The sequence below is a fragment of the Micromonospora sp. NBC_00421 genome (assembly GCF_036017915.1).
Classification (GTDB): Bacteria; Actinomycetota; Actinomycetes; order Mycobacteriales; family Micromonosporaceae; genus Micromonospora.
In genome coordinates, this window is record NZ_CP107929.1 from 3172238 (window position 1) to 3193348 (window position 21111).

The window sequence follows — 21111 nt, forward strand, 5'->3', positions numbered from 1 at the left end:
CTTCGACAGGCAGCGACCGATGGCGGCGCGGAGGCGCACTCACCGCATCAATGTCCGTCCCTCACCGCTGACCAACCGCACACCACCGCACCGTCCGCCCTGGGGATGCCGGTATCCGACCGCTAACGTGAGTGGACGGTACTGAGCGGTGAACTGCCGCCCAACCCCTACGGACCCCTCATTCAGCCCGGCCGGACGGGCCATCGGAGCAGCGGAAAACAGCAGGATGAGGGCGGTCGAGACGTTCCCGGACGCTCTTGCGGTGCACCGTCAGGCGGAGTACCCGGCGGGAGTCGGCAGGAGGGACCGCAACCGGCCGGGAGGGGTGGCACGACGACGCCACTCACGCGGGTAGCCGACCGACACCTCCTCGAAACGCACCCCGTCGTACCAGGTGGTGCGGGGGATGTGCAGGTGCCCGTACACGGCCACGCGGGCCTCGTAGCGCAGGTGCCAGTCCGCCGTCAGATCGGTGCCGCACCACTGGGCGAACTCGGGGAACCGCAGGATGCGGGTCGGCTCACGGACCAGCGGGTAGTGGTTGACCAGGACGGTGGGCAGCCTCCCACGCTCCGCGTCGAGCCGCCGCTCGGTCTGGATGACCCGGGCCCGGCACCAGGCGTCCCGACTCGGATACGGGTCCGGGTGCAGCAGGATCTCGTCGGTGCAGACGACACCGGTCTCGTGCGCCAGCGCCAACGCCTGCTCCCGGGTGTACGTCCCCGGGGGCCGCCACGTGTAGTCGTAGCCGACGAAGAGCGGGGCGACGAGGACGGGGTCGCCGTCGGTGTCCCACACCGGGTACGGATCCTCCGGTGTGACCACACCCACCCGGCGGCACAGCTCGACCAGGTGCCGGTAACGCGCCTCGCCACGCAACTGCACGGCGTCGTCCCGAGGCGTCCACAGCTCGTGGTTGCCCGGTGCCCAGATCACCTTGGCGAAGCGCTCGCTGAGCAGACCGAGCGCCCACTCGACGTCGGCGACGAACTCGCCGACGTCACCGGCGACGATCAACCAGTCCCCGTCGTTACCGGGGCGCAGGCCCTCGACGATCGCGCGGTTCTCCGCGTACACGACGTGGAGGTCGCTGATCGCCAGCAGTTGACGGACGTGGGTCACCCGGAACCTCCCGTACCTGCGGGCACCCGCGCGCACCCCACCGTCCGTCCCGCGTGCCGGCCGGGGACGACCACCTGACGGGCTCCGACCCTACGGAGCCCGTCAGGTGGTGGCACACCCCTAGGTGCGCGCGGCGCACCCCTAGGGCGGACCATGGTCACGACTTGCCGAACTCCCGCTGGATGATGTCGAAGACGTCGTCCTCGGTGGCGCTGGCCAGGTCGTCGGCTACGTCGCCCTCGTCCCCGGCGGGTGCCGGAGCGGCTGCCACGGGGGACGTGCCGCCCCGCCACCGGGCCACCAGGTCCTCCAGCCGGCGGGTGATCTCCGCGTCGTCGCGCCGGTCGTCGGGGACCGCGCGCAGGAGCTGGTCGAGCCGCTCGATCTCGGCGACGACCGGGCCGGCCGCCGCGTGCGGCACCAACTCGGCGCGCAGGTGCGCGGCGAGCGCCGCCGGCGACGGGTGGTCGAAGACCAGGGTCGTCGGCAGGGTCAGACCCGTCTCGGCGGTGAGCCGGTTGCGCAGCTCCACGGCGGTGAGCGAGTCGAAGCCGAGTTCCAGGAAGCCCCGGCCGGCCCGGATCGCCGCCGGGGTGCGGTGCCCCAGGACGGTGGCCGCGGTGCCGCGTACCAGGTCGAGCAGGATGCGCTCCCGCTCGGCCTCGCCCGCGGCGGTGAGCCGGTCCCGCAGAGCCTGCGGTGCCCCGGTGTCCGCCGCTGGCGTCTCCGGCTGGCCGGCGGCACCGGCCTCCGGAATGCCGTCGAGCAGCGGGCTGGGGCGCAGGGCGGTGAAGGAGGCGGCGAACCGGTCCCAGGCCACGTCGGCGACGACCACCGAGACGTCGTCCCGGTCCAGGGCACCCTGCAACGCGGCGACCGCCAACTCGGGCCTCATTGCCGGCAGACCACGCCGGGCCAGTTGCTCCTGCTGCTCGCCCTGGGCCATGCCGGCACCGGCCCAGGGGCCCCAGGCCACTGCGGTGCCGGCGCGGCCACCGGCCCGGCGCCGCGCGACCAGCCCGTCGAGGTACGCGTTGGCCGCCGCGTAGCCGGCCTGCCCCGCCGAACCCCACACACCCGCGATCGAGGAGAACACCACGAACGCGTCCAACCCGTCGGGCAACAACTCGTCCAGGTGGACCGCGCCGTCGACCTTGGCCCGGAGCACCTCGGCCAGTTCCCCGGCGGTCATCTCGGCCAGCGGAACGGACTGCGCCGCCCCGGCGGCGTGCACGACGGCGCGGACCGGGTCACCCTGCCCCGCCAAACCCTCCAACAACGCCGACACCTGCGCCCGATCAGCCACGTCACACGCGACCACAGTCACCCGCGCCCCCGCCACCCGCAACCGCTCCACCAACTCCACCACACCAGACGCCCGCCCACCCTGCCGACTCGCCAACACCACATGCCCCGCACCCGCACCGACCACCCACTCCGCCACCCGCGAACCGAGCGCCCCCGTACCACCGGTGACCAACACCGTCCCCGACAACCCGAACACCCGACGCACCGGATCACCCGACGCACGCACCAACCGCCTGACGAACACCCCCGACGGCCGCACCGCCACCTGGTCCTCGACACCGGAGGCCAGCACCCCGGCCAGCCGACGGACAACCCGGCCATCCACCACCTGCGGCAGATCCACCAGACCGCCCCACCGACGCGGCTCCTCCAACGCCACCACCCGACCGAGACCCCACACCGCAGTCCCGACGGCATCCGGCACGGCATCGGAGCGCCCGACGGAGACCGCACCCCGGGTCAGCCACCACACCCGGGCACCCACACCGCAGTCACCCAACGCCTGGACCGTTGCCAGCGCCGCACCGACGCTCGCACCGGCGAGCGACAGCAACGAGACGATTCCGGCGACCTCGCCGACGTCGCGGAGCGCCTTCGCCACCGGCTCGCGGTCGTCGGCCGGACCATCGAGCGTCACCGTCCGGACCTGCCCGCCAGCCGCGGTCAGTCCTTCGGTCACGGCCGCGAGCACCGCACCGTCCAGACCGAGGTACGGCACCAGCAGCAGCCACGTGCCGGACAGCGCCGGCTCGGCGTCCGGTACGGCCGTCCAGTCGATCCGGTAGCGCCAGGAGTCGGCGGTGGAACGCTGCCGTCCCTCCCGCCGCCAGCGGGCCAGCTTCGGCAGCAGCGCACTGAACGGCTGATCGGCGTCGAGCTGGAACTCCTCCCCCAGCCCGGCCAGATCCTCCTGCTCCACCGCCGCCCAGAACCGCTGGTCGGTCTCCGACGCGGGCACTGCGGAGGGGACGACGGCCGGCGGCGTGTCGTACAACCAGTAACGCTGTCGTTGGAAGGCGTAGGTGGGCAGGTCGACAGTGCGGGGCCGGTCGCCGGTGTGGGTGAACCAGCCCGCCCAGTCCACCGGAGTCCCGGTCACGTGCAGTCGAGCCAGCGCGGTGACCAGAGCCGTCGTCTCCGGCTGGTCCCGGCGCAGCACGGGAACCAGATGCACCGCCCGGTCAGCCGGAATGTCGGCGGCCATCGCCGTCAACGTCGCATCCGGACCCACCTCCAGAACCGTGGTCACACCCAGCCCATACAACGTGGCGACCCCGTCGGCGAACCGCACCGCCTCACGAACATGCCGCACCCAGTAATCCGGACCCGCGATCTCCACCGGATCCGCCACCCCACCGGTCAGATTCGACACCACCGGCAACCTCGGCGCACACCAGGCCAGACCCGCAATCGCGGCCCGGAACTCATCGAGCATCGGCTCCATCAACCGCGAATGAAACCCATGACTCACCAACAACCGCTTCACCCGCCAACCCCGCCCAACACACCACCCCGCCACCCGATCCAAATCCTCCACCAGACCCGACAACACCACCGACGCCGGACCATTCACCGCCGCCACATCCACACCACCACCAACCAACTCACGCACCTCGGCCTCAGAAGCACCCACCGCCAGCATGCCCCCACCAGCCGGCAACGCCTGCATCAAAGAACCCCGCGCCGCCACCAACACACACGCATCCTCCAACGACAACACCCCCGCCACCCACGCCGCCGCCACCTCACCAATCGAATGCCCGGCCACAACGTCGACGCTCACACCCCACGACGACAACAACTCAAACAACGCCACCTCCACCGCGAACAACCCCGCCTGCGCAAACACCGTCCGATCCAACAAACCCGCCAGATCAGACCCCGGCCCGGCGAACACCACCTCCCGCAACGAACGCGGAAGCCGACCCTCGAACAACCCACACACCCGATCGAACACATCCGCGAACACCGGGAACCGGTCGTAGAGTTCCCGACCCATGCCGGACCGCTGCGCACCCTGACCCGTGAACACCAACCCCAGACGACCAGACACAGCCTGCCCGACCATCAGCGTGCCGGCCCACTCGGCAGCACCACCGGCCAACGCCTCCAACCCCGCACACAGGTCACCGCCGGTCGCACCCAACACCACCGCCCGATGCTCCAACGCCGCCCGACTCGTCACCAACGACCAACCCACATCCACCGGCGACAACCCGGCCCGCTCCCGGACGAAACCGGCCAACCGACCCGCCTGACCGACCAGAGCCTCCACCGACCGCCCCGACACCAACCACGGCACCACCGGCAGATCGACAGCCGCTGGTCCCGCCTCCACCGATGCCGCAGACGAAACCGGCACCGCTTCGGCCTCGGGCTGCTCGATGATCACGTGCGCGTTCGTGCCGGAGATACCGAACGACGACACCGCCGCCCGACGCGGCCGATCCACCACCGGCCACGACCGCAACCCCGCCACCAACTCCACAGCACCCGCCGACCAGTCCACCCTCGACGACGGCACATCCACATGCAACGACGGAGGAACAACACCATGCCGCATCGCCAACACCATCTTGATCACACCCGCCACACCCGCCGCCGCCTGCGTATGACCGATATTCGACTTCACCGACCCCAACAGCAACGGCTCATGCCCGTCCCGCCCCTGCCCGTACGTCGCCAACAACGCCTGCGCCTCGATCGGATCACCAAGAGTCGTACCCGTACCGTGCGCCTCCACCACATCCACGTCCGCCGCGCCCAGACGGGCATTCGCGAGAGCCTGCCGGATCACCCGCTGCTGCGACGGACCGTTCGGCGCCGTCAACCCGTTCGACGCACCATCCTGATTCACCGCACTACCCCGCACCACGGCGAGGATTCGACGGCCATCGCGGCGCGCGTCGGAAAGCCGCTGCACCAACAGCACCCCGACGCCCTCGGACCAGCCGGTCCCGTCGGCGCCCTCGGCGAACGACCTGCACCGCCCGTCCGGCGCGAGGCCGCCCTGCCGGGAGAACTCGACGAAGGTGGCCGGGGAGGCCATCACGGTCACGCCACCGGCCAGGGCCAGATCGCACTCCCCCGACCGCAGCGACTGCGCCGCCAGGTGCAACGCCACAAGCGACGACGAACACGCCGTGTCCACGGTGACCGCCGGCCCCTCGAACCCGAACGAGTACGACACCCGCCCCGACAGCACGCTGGTCGCGCTGCCGGTGAGCAGGTGACCGCCGACCTCCTGGTCCCGACCCATCGCTGTCGAGGCGTACCCCTGGAAGCTGGCGCCCGCGAAGACGCCGACCCGTTCGCCCTTGAGGCGCGACGGGTCCACGCCCGCGGATTCGATCGCCTCCCAGGACACCTCCAGCAGCAGCCGCTGCTGCGGGTCCATGGCCAGGGCCTCGCGGGGCGAGATGCCGAAGAACTCCGCATCGAACGCTCCCGCGTCGTAGACGAAGCCGCCCTGGCGGGGGAAGGACGTGTCGGTGAGCTGGCCGTCGAGGAAGCTGTCCCAGCCCCGGTCGAGCGGGAAGTCGGAGATGCCGTCCCGGCCCTCGGTGAGCAGTTCCCAGAGCTGGTCGGCGCTGTCGACACCGCCGGGCAGGCGGCAGCCCATGCCGACGATGACGATCGGGTCGTCGTCGACCGCGACGGGCCGGCCCTCGGCCACCGCCGACGCCGGTGCGCCGGTCAGTTCGGTGCCCAGCTGGGCTGCCAGAAGCAGCGGTGTCGGGTGGTCGAAGACCAGGGTGCTGGGCAGGGTCAGGCCGGTCTCGGCGGTGAGCCGGTTACGCAACTCGACGGCGGTGAGCGAGTCGAGGCCCTGACGCTGGAACGCCCGGTCGGCCGGTACGGCGTCCGGCGTCGCGTGCCCGAGCACGGCGGCAGCCTGAGTCCGGACCAGGTCGAGCAGGTAATCGTCCCGCTCGGTGGTTGTCATGCCGGCGAGCCGACGGCCGAACTGCGTACCGTCGCCGGTGTCCCCGTCGGCGTCGGTCCGCGCGGGTCGCGCCTCGGGAATCTCCTCGAGCAGCGGGCTGGGGCGCAGGGCGGTGAAGGAGGCCGCGAACCGGTCCCAGGCCACGTCGGCGACGACCACCGAGACGTCGTCCCGGTCCAGGGCACCCTGCAACGCGGCGACCGCCAACTCGGGCCTCATCGCCGGCAGACCACGCCGGGCCAGTTGCTCCTGCGCCTCGCCCCGCACGGCCATGCCTCCGCCGGCCCAGGGCCCCCACGCCACGGCGGTGCCGACAGCACCCCGGCCACGACGGCGTGCGACGAGTGCGTCCACGAAGGCGTTGGCCGCCGCGTAGCCGGCCTGCCCCGCCGAACCCCACACACCCGCGATCGAGGAGAACACCACGAACGCGTCCAACCCGTCGGGCAACAACTCGTCCAGGTGGACCGCGCCGTCGACCTTGGCCCGGAGCACCTCGGCCAACTCGTCCCGACCGGTCTCGGCCAGCGGGGTGAACTGGGGGGCGCCGGCGGCGTGCACGACGGCGCGGACCGGATCGCCCTGCCCCGCCAAACCCTCCAACAACGCCGACACCTGCGCCCGATCAGCCACGTCACACGCGACCACAGTCACCCGCGCCCCCGCCACCCGCAACCGCTCCACCAACTCCACCACACCAGACGCCCGCCCACCCTGCCGACTCGCCAACACCACATGCCCCGCACCCGCACCGACCACCCACTCCGCCACCCGCGAACCGAGCGCCCCCGTACCACCGGTGACCAACACCGTCCCCGACAACCCGAACACCCGACGCACCGGATCACCCGACGCACGCACCAACCGCCTGACGAACACCCCCGAGGAGCGCAGGGCGAGCTGGTCCTCGCTGCCGCCGGCCGTCAGCATTCCGCAGAACCGGCGGACCGCCCGCTCGTCCATCTCCTGCGGCAGATCCACCAGACCGCCCCACCGGCGCGGCTCCTCCAACGCCACCACCCGACCGAGACCCCACACCGCAGCTCCGACCGGATCCACGGGCTCGTCGGCCCTGCGCACCGAGACCGCACCGCGCGTCACCCACCACACCCGGGCACCCACACCGCAGTCACCCAACGCCTGGACCACCGCCAGCGCGTCACCTACACCCGCACCCGCGAGCGACAGCAACGACACCACTCCGGTGAGGTCGTCCGGGTGGGATACGGCGGCACGCAGCCGGTCGGCTACCTCGTCACGGCCAAGCGCCGTCGGGTCGAGGAGCACCGTCACGACCTCGGCCCCGTGCCCGGCCAGGCCGGCGATCACGGGGTGGTCGGTCTGCGTCGACGCTGCCAGCACCAGCCAGGTCCCGGTCAGGTCCGCCTTCGGTACGGACGCCGCTGGCCGCCACTCGACCCGGTAGCGCCACGAGTCGGCGGTGGAACGCTGCCGTCCCTCCCGCCGCCAGCGGGCCAGCTTCGGCAGCAGCGCACTGAACGGCTGATCGGCGTCGAGCTGGAACTCCTCCCCCAGCCCGGCCAGATCCTCCTGCTCCACCGCCGCCCAGAACCGCTCGTCGACGTCGCCGTCCGAGCGCAAGGTCGTGCCGCCGGCCGCCGTCACCTCCGGCCAGTACCAGGTGCGCTGGAAGGCGTAGGTGGGCAGGTCGACGGTGCGCGGCCGGCCGCCGGTGTGGGTGAACCAGCCCGCCCAGTCCACCGGAGTGCCGGTCACGTGCAGTCGGGCCAGCGCGGTCATGAGACTGCTCGTTTCCGGCTGGTCCCGGCGCAGCACGGGAACCAGGTGCACCGCCCGGTCGGCCGGAATGTCGGCAGCCATCGCCGTCAACGTCGCATCCGGACCCACCTCCAGAACCGTGGTCACACCCAGCCCGTACAACGTGGCGATCCCGTCGGCGAACCGCACCGCCTCACGAACATGCCGCACCCAGTAATCCGGACCCGCGATCTCCACCGGATCCGCCACCCCACCGGTCACGCCCGAGACGACCGGCAACCGCGGCGCACCCCAATTCAAACCCGCAATAGCAGCCCGGAACTCATCGAGCATCGGCTCCATCAATCGCGAATGAAACCCATGACTCACCGACAACCGCTTCACCCGCCAACCCCGCTCGGCACACCACCCGGCCACCCGATCCAGATCGTCGACCCGACCCGACAACACCACCGACGCCGGACCGTTCACCGCCGCAACATCAACACCACCACCCGCGACAGCCCGCACCTCGGCCTCAAAAGCACCAACCGCCAGCATGCCCCCACCAGCCGGCAACCCCTGCATCAACGAACCCCGCGCCGCCACCAGGACACACGCATCCTCCAACGACAACACCCCCGCCACCCACGCCGCCGCCACCTCACCAATCGAGTGCCCCGCCACAACATCGGCGGTCACACCCCACGAGGACAACAGCTCATACAACGCCACCTCCACCGCGAACAACCCCGCCTGCGTGAACACCGTCTGATCCGCCAAGCCCGCCAGATCAGTGCCCTCCTCGGCGAACACCACCTCCCGCAACGGACGCGGAAGCCGACCCTCGAACAGGGCACACACCCGATCAAACACGTCCGCGAACACCGGAAACCGGTCGTAGAGTTCCCGACCCATGCCGGACCGCTGCGCACCCTGACCCGCGAACACCAACGCCCGACGACCCGACACCACCTCACCCGTCACCAGGCCAGGCCTCGATTCACCCCCGGCCAGCGCCGCCAACCCGGCCGACAGGTCACCGGCGCTGCTACCCAACACCACCGCCCGATGCTCCAACGCCGCCCGACTCGTCGCCAACGACCAACCCACATCCACCGGCGACAACCCGGCGTGCTCCCCGACGAACCCCACCAACCGACCCGCCTGACCAGCCAGAGCCTCCACCGACCGCCCCGACACCAACCACGGCACCACCGGCAGCGAACCAGCCGCTGACCCGGCATCCACCGACGCGAGGGACGAAGCCGACACCGGCTCGGCCTCGGCCTCGGGCTGCTCGATGATCACGTGCGCGTTCGTGCCGGAGATACCGAACGACGACACCGCCGCCCGACGCGGCCGATCCACCACCGGCCACGGCATCGCCTCCGTCGCCAACACCACCGCCCCCACCGACCAGTCCACCCTCGACGACGGCACACCCACATGCAACGACGGAGGAACAACACCATGCCGCATCGCCAACACCATCTTGATCACACCCGCCACACCCGCCGCCGCCTGCGTATGACCGATATTCGACTTCACCGAACCGAGCAACAACGGCTCGTCCCGCCCCTGCCCGTACGTCGCCAACAACGCCTGCGCCTCGATCGGATCACCCAACGTCGTACCCGTGCCGTGAGCCTCCACCACGTCCACATCCGCCGCGCCCAGACGGGCATTCGCGAGAGCCTGCCGGATCACCCGCTGCTGAGACGGACCGTTCGGCGCCGTCAACCCGTTCGACGCACCATCCTGATTCACCGCACTACCCCGCACCACGGCGAGGATTCGACGGCCATCGCGGCGCGCGTCGGAAAGCCGCTGCACCAACAGCACCCCGACGCCCTCGCCCCAACCCGTGCCGTCCGCCGAGTCCGCGAACGACCGGCAGCGCCCGTCGGCGGAGAGCCCCCGCTGCCGGGAGAACTCCACGAAGGCACCCGGGGTGGACATCACGGTCACGCCGCCGGCCAATGCCAGATCGCACTCCCCCGACCGCAACGACTGCACCGCCAGATGCAACGCCACAAGCGACGACGAACACGCCGTGTCCACGGTGACCGCCGGCCCCTCGAACCCGAACGAGTACGACACCCGCCCCGACAGCACGCTGGCGGAGGCACCGGTGGCGCCGTACCCGGCGAGGTCTTCGCCGCCGTGGCGGATGAGGTTGTCGAAGTCCTGCCCGTTCGTGCCGGCGAAGACACCGACGCGGCTGCCACGCAGGGCGTCCGGGTCGATCCGGGCGTCCTCGATCGCCGCCCAGGAGACTTCCAACAGCAGCCGCTGCTGCGGGTCCATGGCGGTCGCCTCGCGGGGCGAGATGCCGAAGAACTCCGCGTCGAACGCTCCCGCGTCGTCCAGGAAGGCACCCTGGGTGACGTACGACGCCCCGGGGTGGTCCGGGTCGGGGTGGTAGAGGGCGGCCAGGTCCCAGTGCCGGTTCGTGGGGAAGTCGGACATCGCGTCGACGCCGTCGGCGAGCAGCCGCCAGAACTCCTCCGGCGATCCGGCCCCGGCAGGGAACCGGCAGCCCATGCCGACGATGACGATCGGGTCGTCGTCGACGGGGCGTACCACCGGGTGTGGCGTCTCGGGCCGGGCATGCCCGCCCAGCAGCTCGGTACGGACGTGGGCCGCCAGCGCGGTGGGGTTGGGGTGGTCGAAGGCGAGGGTCGTGGGCAGCGTGAGCCCGGTGGCGGCGTCGAGCCGGTTACGCAGCTCGACGGCGGTCAGGGAGGTGAAGCCGAGGTCCCGGAAGGCGCGCTCGGCCGGCACCTGGTCGGCGCTGCCGTGGCCGAGCACCGCCGCGACCTCGACGCGCACCACGTCGCGCAGGGCGTCGAGTTGTTCGCTCTCGGAGAGCCCGGCGAGACGGTGTCGCAGGGCGCTGCCACCGCCGGCCCGGTCGGCGGTGGCGGCGTCGGTGACCTGCGGTGCGGTCAGCAGGTCCCGGATCAGCGGATCGGGCCGACCACCGACGGCGCTGGCCGCCACCCGGTTCCAGTCGACGTCGGCGACCACCAGGTGGGTCTCGTCGTGCTCTAGTGACCGGGTGAGGGCGCGGACAGCCGTCGCGGGGTCCATCGCCGCGATGCCGTTGCGGGCCATCCGGCGTTCGAAGCCGCCGGCACTGACCCCACCCTCGGCCCACAGGCCCCAGGCGACGGAGGTGGCGGGCAGTCCTTCGGCGCGACGGCGTCGGGCGAGGGCGTCGAGCCAGGCGTTCCCGGGAGCGTAGTTGGCCTGCCCGGGGCCGCCCATGGTGCCGGCCAGGGAGGAGAACAGGACGAACGCCGACAGCTCGTGGTCGCGGGTCAACTCGTCGAGGTTCCGGGCGGCGTCGACCTTGGCGCGCAGGGCGGTCGTCATCTGCGCCACGGTGAGAGCGTCGACCAGCGTGTCGTCGAGTGCCGCAGCGGTGTGTACGACGGTGGTGAGCGGCAGGTCGGCGGGGACGGTGGAGAGCAGGTCGCGCAGCGCGTCCCGGTCCGCCACGTCGCAGGCCGCGACGGTGACCCGGGTGCCCAGCCCGGTCAACTCCTCGGCCAGGGTGCCGGCACCGGGGGCGTCCGGACCGCGCCGGCTGACGAGCAGCAGGTGCTCGGCACCCGCCGCCGCGAGGGCACGGGCGACGTGGCCGCCCAGCGCACCCGTACCGCCGGTGACGAGCGCCGTGCCACGTGGGGTCCAGCTACGGCCGGGACCGGCCGGCTGACCGGAGGGGACCAGCCGTTTGGCGTACGCGCCGGTGGCCCGGAGGGCGAGCCGGTCCTCGGTGCGTTCACCGCCGAGCAGCCGGCGCAGCAGCCGTACGCCCCGCGCGTCCGGCGTCCCGGGCAGGTCGACGAGGCCACCCCAGCGGTGGGGGTGCTCGGCACGCAGCACACCGCCGAAGCCCCAGAGCATCGCCTGGTCGGGGTCGACGAGGCCCTCACGCGGGTCGACGGAGACCGCGCCCCGGGTGGCGATCCAGAGTCGGGCGGCGGTCCCGGCGTCGCCGAGGGCCTGGGCGAGGGTGACAGTGGCGGCGAGGCCGGCCGGCACGGAGGCGGAGTCGGGATGCGTGCCGGAGGAGAGGGCGAGCAGGGACAGGACGGTACCGGGTTGTCCCTCGGCGTACGCCCCGGTCAACTCCTGCGCCAGGCGGGCCCGGTCGATTCCGGCGGCCACCGGCAGCACCCGTACGCCGGGCGCGGTGAGTGCCGCCGCCCACTCCCCGGCGGTTCCCTCCGGCTCGGCGGGCACGACGAGGAGGAGGTCCCCGATCTCCGGGCGGGTGCTGTCGGGAAGCGGCTGCCAGGCGACCCGGTACCGCCACGAGTCGACGGTCGAGTCGGTCTCCTGGCGGCGTCGCCACGCGGAGAGTGCGGGGAGCACGGCACCGAGCGGGGCCCCGGGGTCGACGGCGAGGGTGGCGGCGAGCGTCTCGACGTCCTGGTTCTCGATGACCTGCCAGAACGTCTCGTCGCGGGGAGCTGTGACACGGCCCTCGGCACCGGCGGCGCGCGTGCGGGCGTTGAGCCAGTACCGCTGTCGCTGGAAGGCGTAGGTGGGCAGGTCGACAGTGCGCGGCTGGCCGCCGGTATGGGTGAACCAGCCCGCCCAGTCCACCGGAGTCCCGGTCACGTGCAGTCGAGCCAGGGCGGTGACCAGAGCCGTCGTCTCCGACTGGTCCCGGCGCAGCACGGGAACCAGATGCACCGCCCGGTCAGCCGGAATGTCGGCAGCCATCGCCGTCAACGTCGCATCCGGACCCACCTCCAGAACCGTGGTCACACCCAGCCCATACAACGTGGCGACCCCGTCGGCGAACCGCACCGCCTCACGAACATGCCGCACCCAATAATCCGGACCCGCGATCTCCACCGGATCCGCCACCCCACCGGTCAGATTCGACACCACCGGCAACCTCGGCGCACACCAGGCCAGACCCGCAATCGCGGCCCGGAACTCATCGAGCATCGACTCCATCAACCGCGAATGAAACCCATGACTCACCGACAACCGCTTCACCCGCCAACCCCGCCCAACACACCACCCCGCCACCCGATCCAGCTCGTCGACCAGACCCGACAACACCACCGACGCCGGACCGTTCACCGCCGCCACATCCACACCGGCACCCGCGACAGCCCGCACCTCGGCCTCGGTGGCACCAACGGCCAGCATGCCCCCACCAGCCGGCAACGCCTGCATCAAAGAACCCCGCGCCGCAACGAGAGCACACGCATCCTCCAACGACAACACCCCCGCCACCCACGCCGCCGTCACCTCACCGATCGAATGACCCGCCACAACGTCGACGCTCACACCCCACGACGACAACAACTCAAACAACGCCACCTCCACCGCGAACAACCCCGCCTGCGCAAACACCGTCCGATCCAACAAACCCGCCAGATCAGACCCCGGCCCGGCGAACACCACCTCCCGCAACGAACGCGGAAGCCGACCCTCGAACAACCCACACACCCGATCGAACACATCCGCGAACACCGGAAACCGGTCGTAGAGTTCCCGACCCATCCCCAACCGCTGCGCACCCTGACCCGCAAACACCAACCCCAGACGACCCGACACCACCTCACCCGTCACCAGGCCAGGCCTCGATTCACCCCCGGCCAGCGCCACCAACCCGGCCGACAGATCGCCGGCGCTGCCACCCAACACCACCGCCCGGTGCTCCAACGCCGCCCGCGAACTGGCCAACGACCAACCCACATCCACCGGCGACAGGCCAGCCTGCTCCGACACAAATCCAGCCAACCGACCCGCCTGACCGGCCAGAGCCTCCACCGACCGCCCCGACACCAACCACGGCACCACCGGCAGGTCCACGCCGACCGCCGCCTGCGCTGCGTCGGCTTCCGCCTCAGCCTGTTCGACGATCACGTGCGCATTCGTGCCGGAGATACCGAACGACGACACCGCCGCCCGACGCGGCCGACCCACCACCGGCCACGACCGCAACCCCGCCACCAACTCCACAGCACCCGCCGACCAATCCACCCTCGACGAAGGCACATCCACATGCAACGACGGAGGAACCAGACCGTGCCGCATCGCCAGCACCATCTTGATCACACCCGCCACACCCGCCGCCGCCTGCGTATGACCGATATTCGACTTCACCGACCCCAACAGCAACGGCTCATGCCCGTCCCGCCCCTGCCCGTACGTCGCCAACAACGCCTGCGCCTCGATCGGATCACCAAGAGTCGTCCCGGTGCCGTGGGCCTCGACCACGTCCACGTCCAGGGTCGACAGCCGCGCCGCCGCGAGCGCCTGTCGGATGGCCCGCTGCTGGGCCGGGCCGTTCGGCGCGGTCAGCCCGTTCGACGCACCGTCCTGGTTGACCGCGGTGCCCCGCACCACGGCGAGGACGCGGTGGCCGTTGCGCCGGGCGTCGGAGAGCCGCTCCACGAGGAGCATCCCGACGCCCTCGGACCAGCCGGTCCCGTCGGCGCCTTCGGCGAACGACTTGCACCGCCCGTCCGGGGCGAGGCCGCGCTGCCGGCTGAAGTCGATGAACGTCTCCAGGGTGGTCATCACGGTGACGCCGCCGGCCAGCGCGAGCGTGCACTCGCCGGACCGCAGGGACTGCACCGCCAGGTGCAACGCCACCAGTGAGGACGAGCAGGCGGTGTCGACGGTGAGCGCCGGCCCCTCGAACCCGAAGGTGTAGGCGACCCGGCCGGAGAGGACGCTGCTGGCGGTGCCACCGCCGATGAAGCCGTCCAGGGTCTCCGGGACCTCGTCCAGTCCGGCGGCGTAGTTGTGGTACATCATGCCGGCGAACACGCCGACGCGGCTGCCTCGCAGGGAGAGCGGGTCGACCCGGGCGTCCTCGATCGCCTCCCAGGACGCCTCGAGCATGAGCCGCTGCTGCGGGTCCATGGCCAGGGCCTCGTACGGCGAGATCTTGAACAGCTCGGGATCGAAGTCCCCGGCGTCGTGCAGGAATCCGCCCTCGCGGGCGTACGTGCTGCCCCGCCGCTCCCCCGTCGGGTCGTACGCCCGGTCGATGTCCCAGCCCCGGTCGACGGGGAATCCGGTGATGCCGTCGGTGGCGGTGGCGACGAGGTCCCAGAGCTGCTCGGGCGAGCGGACCCCGCCGGGGTAACGGCAGCTCATCCCGACGATCGCGATGGGCTCGTGGTTCTTGGCATCGACCGCCTTCAGGCGTTCGCTGGTCTCGTGGAGATCGGCGGTGACGCGCTTGAGGTACTCACGGAGCTTGGCTTCGTTCGCCATCGGGGATTCACCTGTCGCGTTGGTCGGCAAGCGGGGCGGTTCGACGGTCAGGAACGACCGAACCTGCTGTCGATGAAGTCGAAGATCTCGTCGTCGCTGGCGTCGTCGAGGGACGGGGCGGCCGAGTCGGTGTCTCCGACCTCGCCCTCCCAACGGGTGAGCAGCGTCCTGAGCCGCGCGGTCACCGCCGTGCGGGTCTCCTCGTCGGCGGTCAGCTCGGCCAGGGCCCCCGCCGGGGTCGCGGCGAACACCGCCTCCAGCCGGTCCAGCTCGTCGAGGAGGGTCGGCACGGATCGGGCGGGGCCGAACTGCGCCATCAGGTGCCCGGTCAACGCCTCCGGAGTGGGATGGTCGAAGACCAGGGTGGCCGGCAGGGGCACACCGGCCAGGCTGGTGAGCCGGTTGCGCAGTTCCACGGCGGTCAGCGAGTCGAAGCCGAGTTCGGTGAAGGACTGCCCGGTGCCGACGGCGGCCGATGAGGCGTACCCGAGCACCTCGGCCACCTGGCCGGTGACCATTTCCTCGACCAGCCGGCGTCGCTCCTTGTCGGAGGCTGCGGCGATCCGGTCGCGGAACCCGCCGGCCGGCGCGGCCGACCCGGCGGCGCTGCGCCGCACGCGTACGCCGGCCAGGCCGCGCAGCGGCGCCGGGAGGTGCTCGACCGTGTCCATGGTCCGCAGCCCGGCCAGGTCGAGGCGGACGGGCAGCAGCAGCGCTTGCGGGCTGCGCCGGCTGGCGTCGAAGAGGGCGAGGGCCTGGTCGGTGCCGAGCGGGACGAAACCCTGGCGCGCCATCCGTTCCCGGCTGCCGGTGCCCAGGTCCCGGGTCATCCCGCTGCCCTCCTCCCACAGCCCCCACGCCAGGGAGGTCGCGGCGAGCCCGGCGGCGTGCCGGTGGTGGGCCAGACCGTCGAGGAAGGCATTGGCCGCCGCGTAGTTGCCCTGCCCCGGGCCACCGAGCGGGCCGGCGATCGAGGAGAAAAGCACGAACATCGGCAGGTCCAGGTGCCGGGTGAGGTCGTGCAGGTGCCAGGCGGCGTCCGCCTTGGGACGGAGCACGGCGGCGGTCCGCTCCGGGGTCAGCGCGGTGACCACCGCGTCGTCGAGGGTGCCGGCGGCGTGCACCACCCCGGTGAGCGGGTGCTCGGCGGGGACGGCGGCGAGCAGCGCGGCGACCGCGTCCCGCTCGGCCACGTCGGCGGCGACGAGGCGGACCTGCGCGCCGAGGCGGGCGAGGTCGGCGAGGAGGTCGGCCGCGCCGGGGGCCTCGTGGCCGCGCCGGCCGACGAGGAGCAGGTGCCGGACCTTGTGCGCGGTGACCAGGTGACGGGCGATGATGCCGCCGAGGGTGCCGGTGGCACCGGTGACCAGCACCGTGCCGTCCGGCAGCAGGTCGGTGGTGTCAGTCGGGTAGGCGTCGGCCTGGGTGAGCCTGGGTACGAGCAGTTGCCCGTCACGGACGGCGAGTTGGGGCTCGTCGCTGGCCAGGGCACGGCCGAGCAGGTCGGCGTCGACCCCACCGTCGAGGTCGGCCAGCACGAACCGGCCGGGGTGCTCCAGTTGCGCCGTGCGCACCAGACCCCAGACGGTGGCACCGGCCAGGTCGGTCACCTCTGCGCTCGGGCCGGCCGGGACCGCGCCCTGGGTGAGCACGACGAGCCGCCGATCGGCGAACCGGTCGTCGGCCAGCCACTCCTGCACGGCGGCCAGGACCTCGGCGAGCCGGGTGTGGGCCGAGGCGAGGGGATCGCCGGACGGGGTGTCCTCGACGGGGAGCAGCACCAGTCGGGAATCCTGCCGGCCGGCATCGATGTCGTCGACGAGCGCGGGAAGTCCACCGGCCAGCGACGAGCCAGCGAGTCCGGCGGCGGCGTGGAGCGCCACGATCCCCGACGCCGGCCGGGACGGCAGCGTCAGCGGCGACCACCGCACGTCGAAGAGCGGCAGCCCGGCCGATCCGGTGGAGTCGAGCTGGCCGGCGCCGACGGGCCGGGAGAGCAGCGAGCCGATCCGGGCGACGGGGGCACCGGCACCGTCGGCGAGGGTCAGCGAGACCGCCGAACCTGTCCGGGTGACGCGTACCCGGAGGTGGGTCGCGCCGACGGCGGCGAGTGTGACGCCGGACCAGGCGAACGGGAGGCGGGCCCCGGACGCGTCGGCGTCGACCTCGTCGGTGAGGCCGACGACGTGCAGCGCCGCGTCCAGCAGGGCCGGGTGGAGGGTGAACCCGCCGGTGCCGGTGCCGTCGGGCAGGGCGACCTCCGCGAAGACCTCGTCGCCGGTACGCCACACGGCGCGCAGCCCCCGGAAGGTGGGACCGTGATCCACCCCGAGGCGGTGCAGCTGCTCGTAGATCGGGTCGACCGGCAGGGCGGCGGCATCGGCCGGTGGCCACTCGGTGAGCGGTTCCGGCGCGTCGGGGGTGCCGGGGGCGAGGACGCCCTCGGCGTGCCGGGTCCAGTCGCCGCGCGGGTCGTCCGCCTGACGGGAGTGGATGGTGACCCGGCGGCGGCCGTGCTCGTCGGGGGCGGCGAGGTGGAGTTGCACCGTACGGGCGCCCTGCTCGGGCAGGACGACCGGGGCGGCGAGGGTCAGTTCCTCCAGCGTGTCGCAGGCGGCCTGCGCCCCCGCGTGCAGCGCCATCTCCACCAGTGCCGAGCCCGGTACGACGACCGAGCCCCACACCACGTGGTCGGCGAGCCAGGGCTGGGTCTGCACGGACAGCCGCCCGCCGTGGATCCGGACGTCGTCGGCGGCGGTGACGAGTTCGGCGTCGAGCAGGACGTGTTCCGTACCGCGCACCCCGAGTCCGGAGGCGTCGGCACCGGACGGCCCGGCGTTGAGCCAGTAACGCTGTCGCTGGAAGGCGTAGGTGGGCAGGTCGACAGTGCGCGGCTGGCCGCCGGTATGGGTGAACCAGCCCGCCCAGTCCACCGCAGTGCCGGTCACGTGCAGTCGAGCCAGGGCGGTGACCAGTGCGGTCGTCTCCGGCTGGTCCCGGCGTAGCACGGGAACCAGGTGCACCGCCCGGTCGGTCGGAATGTCGGCGGCCATCGCCGTCAACGTCGCGTCCGGACCCACCTCCAGAACCGTGGTCACACCCAGCCCATACAACGTGGCGACCCCGTCGGCGAACCGCACCGCCTCACGAACATGCCGCACCCAGTAATCCGGACCCGCGATCTCCACCGGATCCGCCACCCCACCGGTCAGATTCGACACCACCGGCAACCTCGGCGCACACCAGGCCAGACCCGCAATCGCGGCCCGGAACTCATCGAGCATCGGCTCCATCAACCGCGAATGAAACCCATGACTCACCAACAACCGCTTCACCCGCCAACCCCGCCCAACACACCACCCCGCCACCCGATCCAAATCCTCCACCAGACCCGACAACACCACCGACGCCGGACCATTCACCGCCGCCACATCCACACCACCACCAACCAACTCACGCACCTCGGCCTCAGAAGCACCGACGGCCAACATCCCCCCACCAACCGGCAACCCCTGCATCAAAGAACCCCGCGCCGCCACCAACACACACGCATCCTCCAACGACAACACCCCCGCCACCCACGCCGCCGCCACCTCACCCACCGAATGCCCGGCCACAAAGTCGCCGGTCACACCCCACGACGACAACAACTCATACAACGCCACCTCCACCGCGAACAACCCCGCCTGCGTGAACACCGTCTGATCCGCCAAACCCGCCAGATCAGACCCCGGCTCGGCGAACACCACCTCCCGCAACGAACGCGGAAGCCGACCCTCGAACAACCCACACACCCGATCGAACACATCCGCGAACACCGGGAACCGGTCGTAGAGTTCCCGACCCATGCCGGACCGCTGCGCACCCTGACCCGTGAACACCAACCCCAGACGACCAGACACCACCTCACCCGTCACCACACCAGGCGACGACCCGCCGTCGGCCAACGCCTCCAACCCCGCACACAGGTCATCCCGAGACGCGTCCAACACCACCGCCCGATGCTCCAACGCCGCCCGACTCGTCGCCAACGACCAACCCACATCCACCGGCGACAACTCGACGTGCTCCCGGACGAACCCCACCAACCGACCCGCCTGACCGACCAGAGCCTCCACCGACCGCCCCGACACCAACCACGGCACCACCGGCAGGTCCACCTCGACCGCCGCCTGCGATACATCCACGTCGGCCGGCAGGGGTTCGGGCTGCTCGATGATCACGTGCGCGTTCGTGCCGGAGATACCGAACGACGACACCGCCGCCCGACGCGGCCGACCCACCACCGGCCACGGCATCGCCTCCGTCGCCAACACCACCCCACCCACCGACCAGTCCACCCTCGACGAAGGCACATCCACATGCAACGACGGAGGAACAACACCATGCCGCATCGCCAACACCATCTTGATCACACCCGCCACACCCGCCGCCGCCTGCGTATGACCGATATTCGACTTCACCGAACCGAGCAACAACGGCTCGTCCCGCCCCTGCCCGTACGTCGCCAACAACGCCTGCGCCTCGATCGGATCACCAAGAGTCGTCCCGGTGCCATGCGCCTCCACCACGTCCACGTCCGCCGCGCCCAGACGGGCATTCGCGAGAGCCTGCCGGATCACCCGCTGCTGCGACGGACCGTTCGGCGCCGTCAACCCGTTCGACGCACCATCCTGATTCACCGCACTACCCCGCACCACGGCGAGGATTCGACGGCCGAGCCGCTGGGCGTCGGAGAGGCGTTCGACGAGAAGGACGCCGACCCCCTCGGCGAGGGAGGTGCCATCGGCGGCGTCGGCGAAGGCGCGGCACCGGCCGGTGCGGGAGAGGTTCCCCTGGCGGGTGAAGTCGACGAAGACCGCCGGGGTGGGCATCACGGAGACGCCGCCGGCCAGGGCCAGGTCGCACTCCCCCGACCGCAACGACTGCACCGCCAGGTGCAACGCCACAAGCGACGACGAACACGCCGTGTCCACGGTGACCGCCGGCCCCTCGAACCCGAAGGTGTAGGCGACCCGGCCGGAGCTGAGGCTGCCGGCGTTGCCGAGGCCGAGGTAGTCGACGACGCCGTCGGGCACGTCGGTGGCACCGGCCGCGTAGTCGCCGTGGGTGAGGCCGGCGAAGACACCGACCGGACCGCCCCTCAACGCGGTCGGGTCAACCCCGGCGGACTCGAACGCCTCCCAGGAGACCTCCAGCAGCAGCCGCTGCTGCGGGTCCATGGCCAGGGCCTCACGGGGCGAGATGCCGAAGAAGCGGGGGTCGAAGTGGCCGGCGTCGTGGAGGAAGCCGCCCTCCCGGACGGAGGAGGTGCCGGGGCGTTCCCCGGTCGGGTCATAGAGATCGTCGAGGTCCCAGCCCCGGTCGGCGGGGAAACCGGCGACGGCGTCCCCGGACGCGGCGACGAGTTCCCACAGCGCCTCGGGCGAGGTGACGCCGCCGGGGAACCGGCACGCCATCCCGACGATGGCGATCGGCTGCCGGGCCTCGTCCTCGACGTCACGGAGCCGTTGCCTGGTCCGCCTCAGGTCGGTGGTGACCCGCTTCAGATACTCCCGGAGCTTCTCTTCGGTGTCCATCAACCTGACCCATCGCAGTGGCCGGCGGAGACCTGACGCGGTTGACGGTGCGCATGCGCGAATTCTCAGGCCAGTTCGGTTCCACGTCCTTGAGTACACGTCACCCGAGAGCCACGGGTCCCCCTCTGCGGGGAAGCTATGGCGTCGTATGACCTGCGACAACCCCTAACC

General features: G+C 71.6%; 3 protein-coding genes. All 3 read right to left on the reverse strand.

Annotated elements, in window-relative coordinates; genetic code table 11:
• Positions 1 to 270: 270 nt before the first annotated feature.
• Entirely contained in the window at positions 271 to 1122 is an 852-nt protein-coding gene (locus OHQ87_RS13130) for a metallophosphoesterase family protein (RefSeq protein ID WP_328348250.1), read from the reverse strand.
• Positions 1123 to 1279: 157 nt separating this feature from the next.
• The gene (locus OHQ87_RS13135; RefSeq protein ID WP_328348252.1) at positions 1280 to 15361 is read right to left on the reverse strand and encodes a type I polyketide synthase; all 14082 of its coding nucleotides are present in this window, start codon (positions 15359 to 15361) and stop codon (positions 1280 to 1282) included.
• A 47-nt stretch (positions 15362 to 15408) separates the two neighbouring features.
• On the reverse strand, positions 15409 to 20943 hold the full coding sequence (locus tag OHQ87_RS13140; RefSeq protein ID WP_442930767.1) for an SDR family NAD(P)-dependent oxidoreductase: 5535 nt from the start codon (positions 20941 to 20943) through the stop codon (positions 15409 to 15411).
• Positions 20944 to 21111: the final 168 nt, after the last annotated feature.

Excerpts from the sequence above, each read along its gene's own strand:
- OHQ87_RS13135 (WP_328348252.1), bottom strand. The coding sequence starts at position 15,361 with ATGGCGAACGAAGCCAAGCTCCGTGAGTACCTCAAGCGCGTCACCGCC.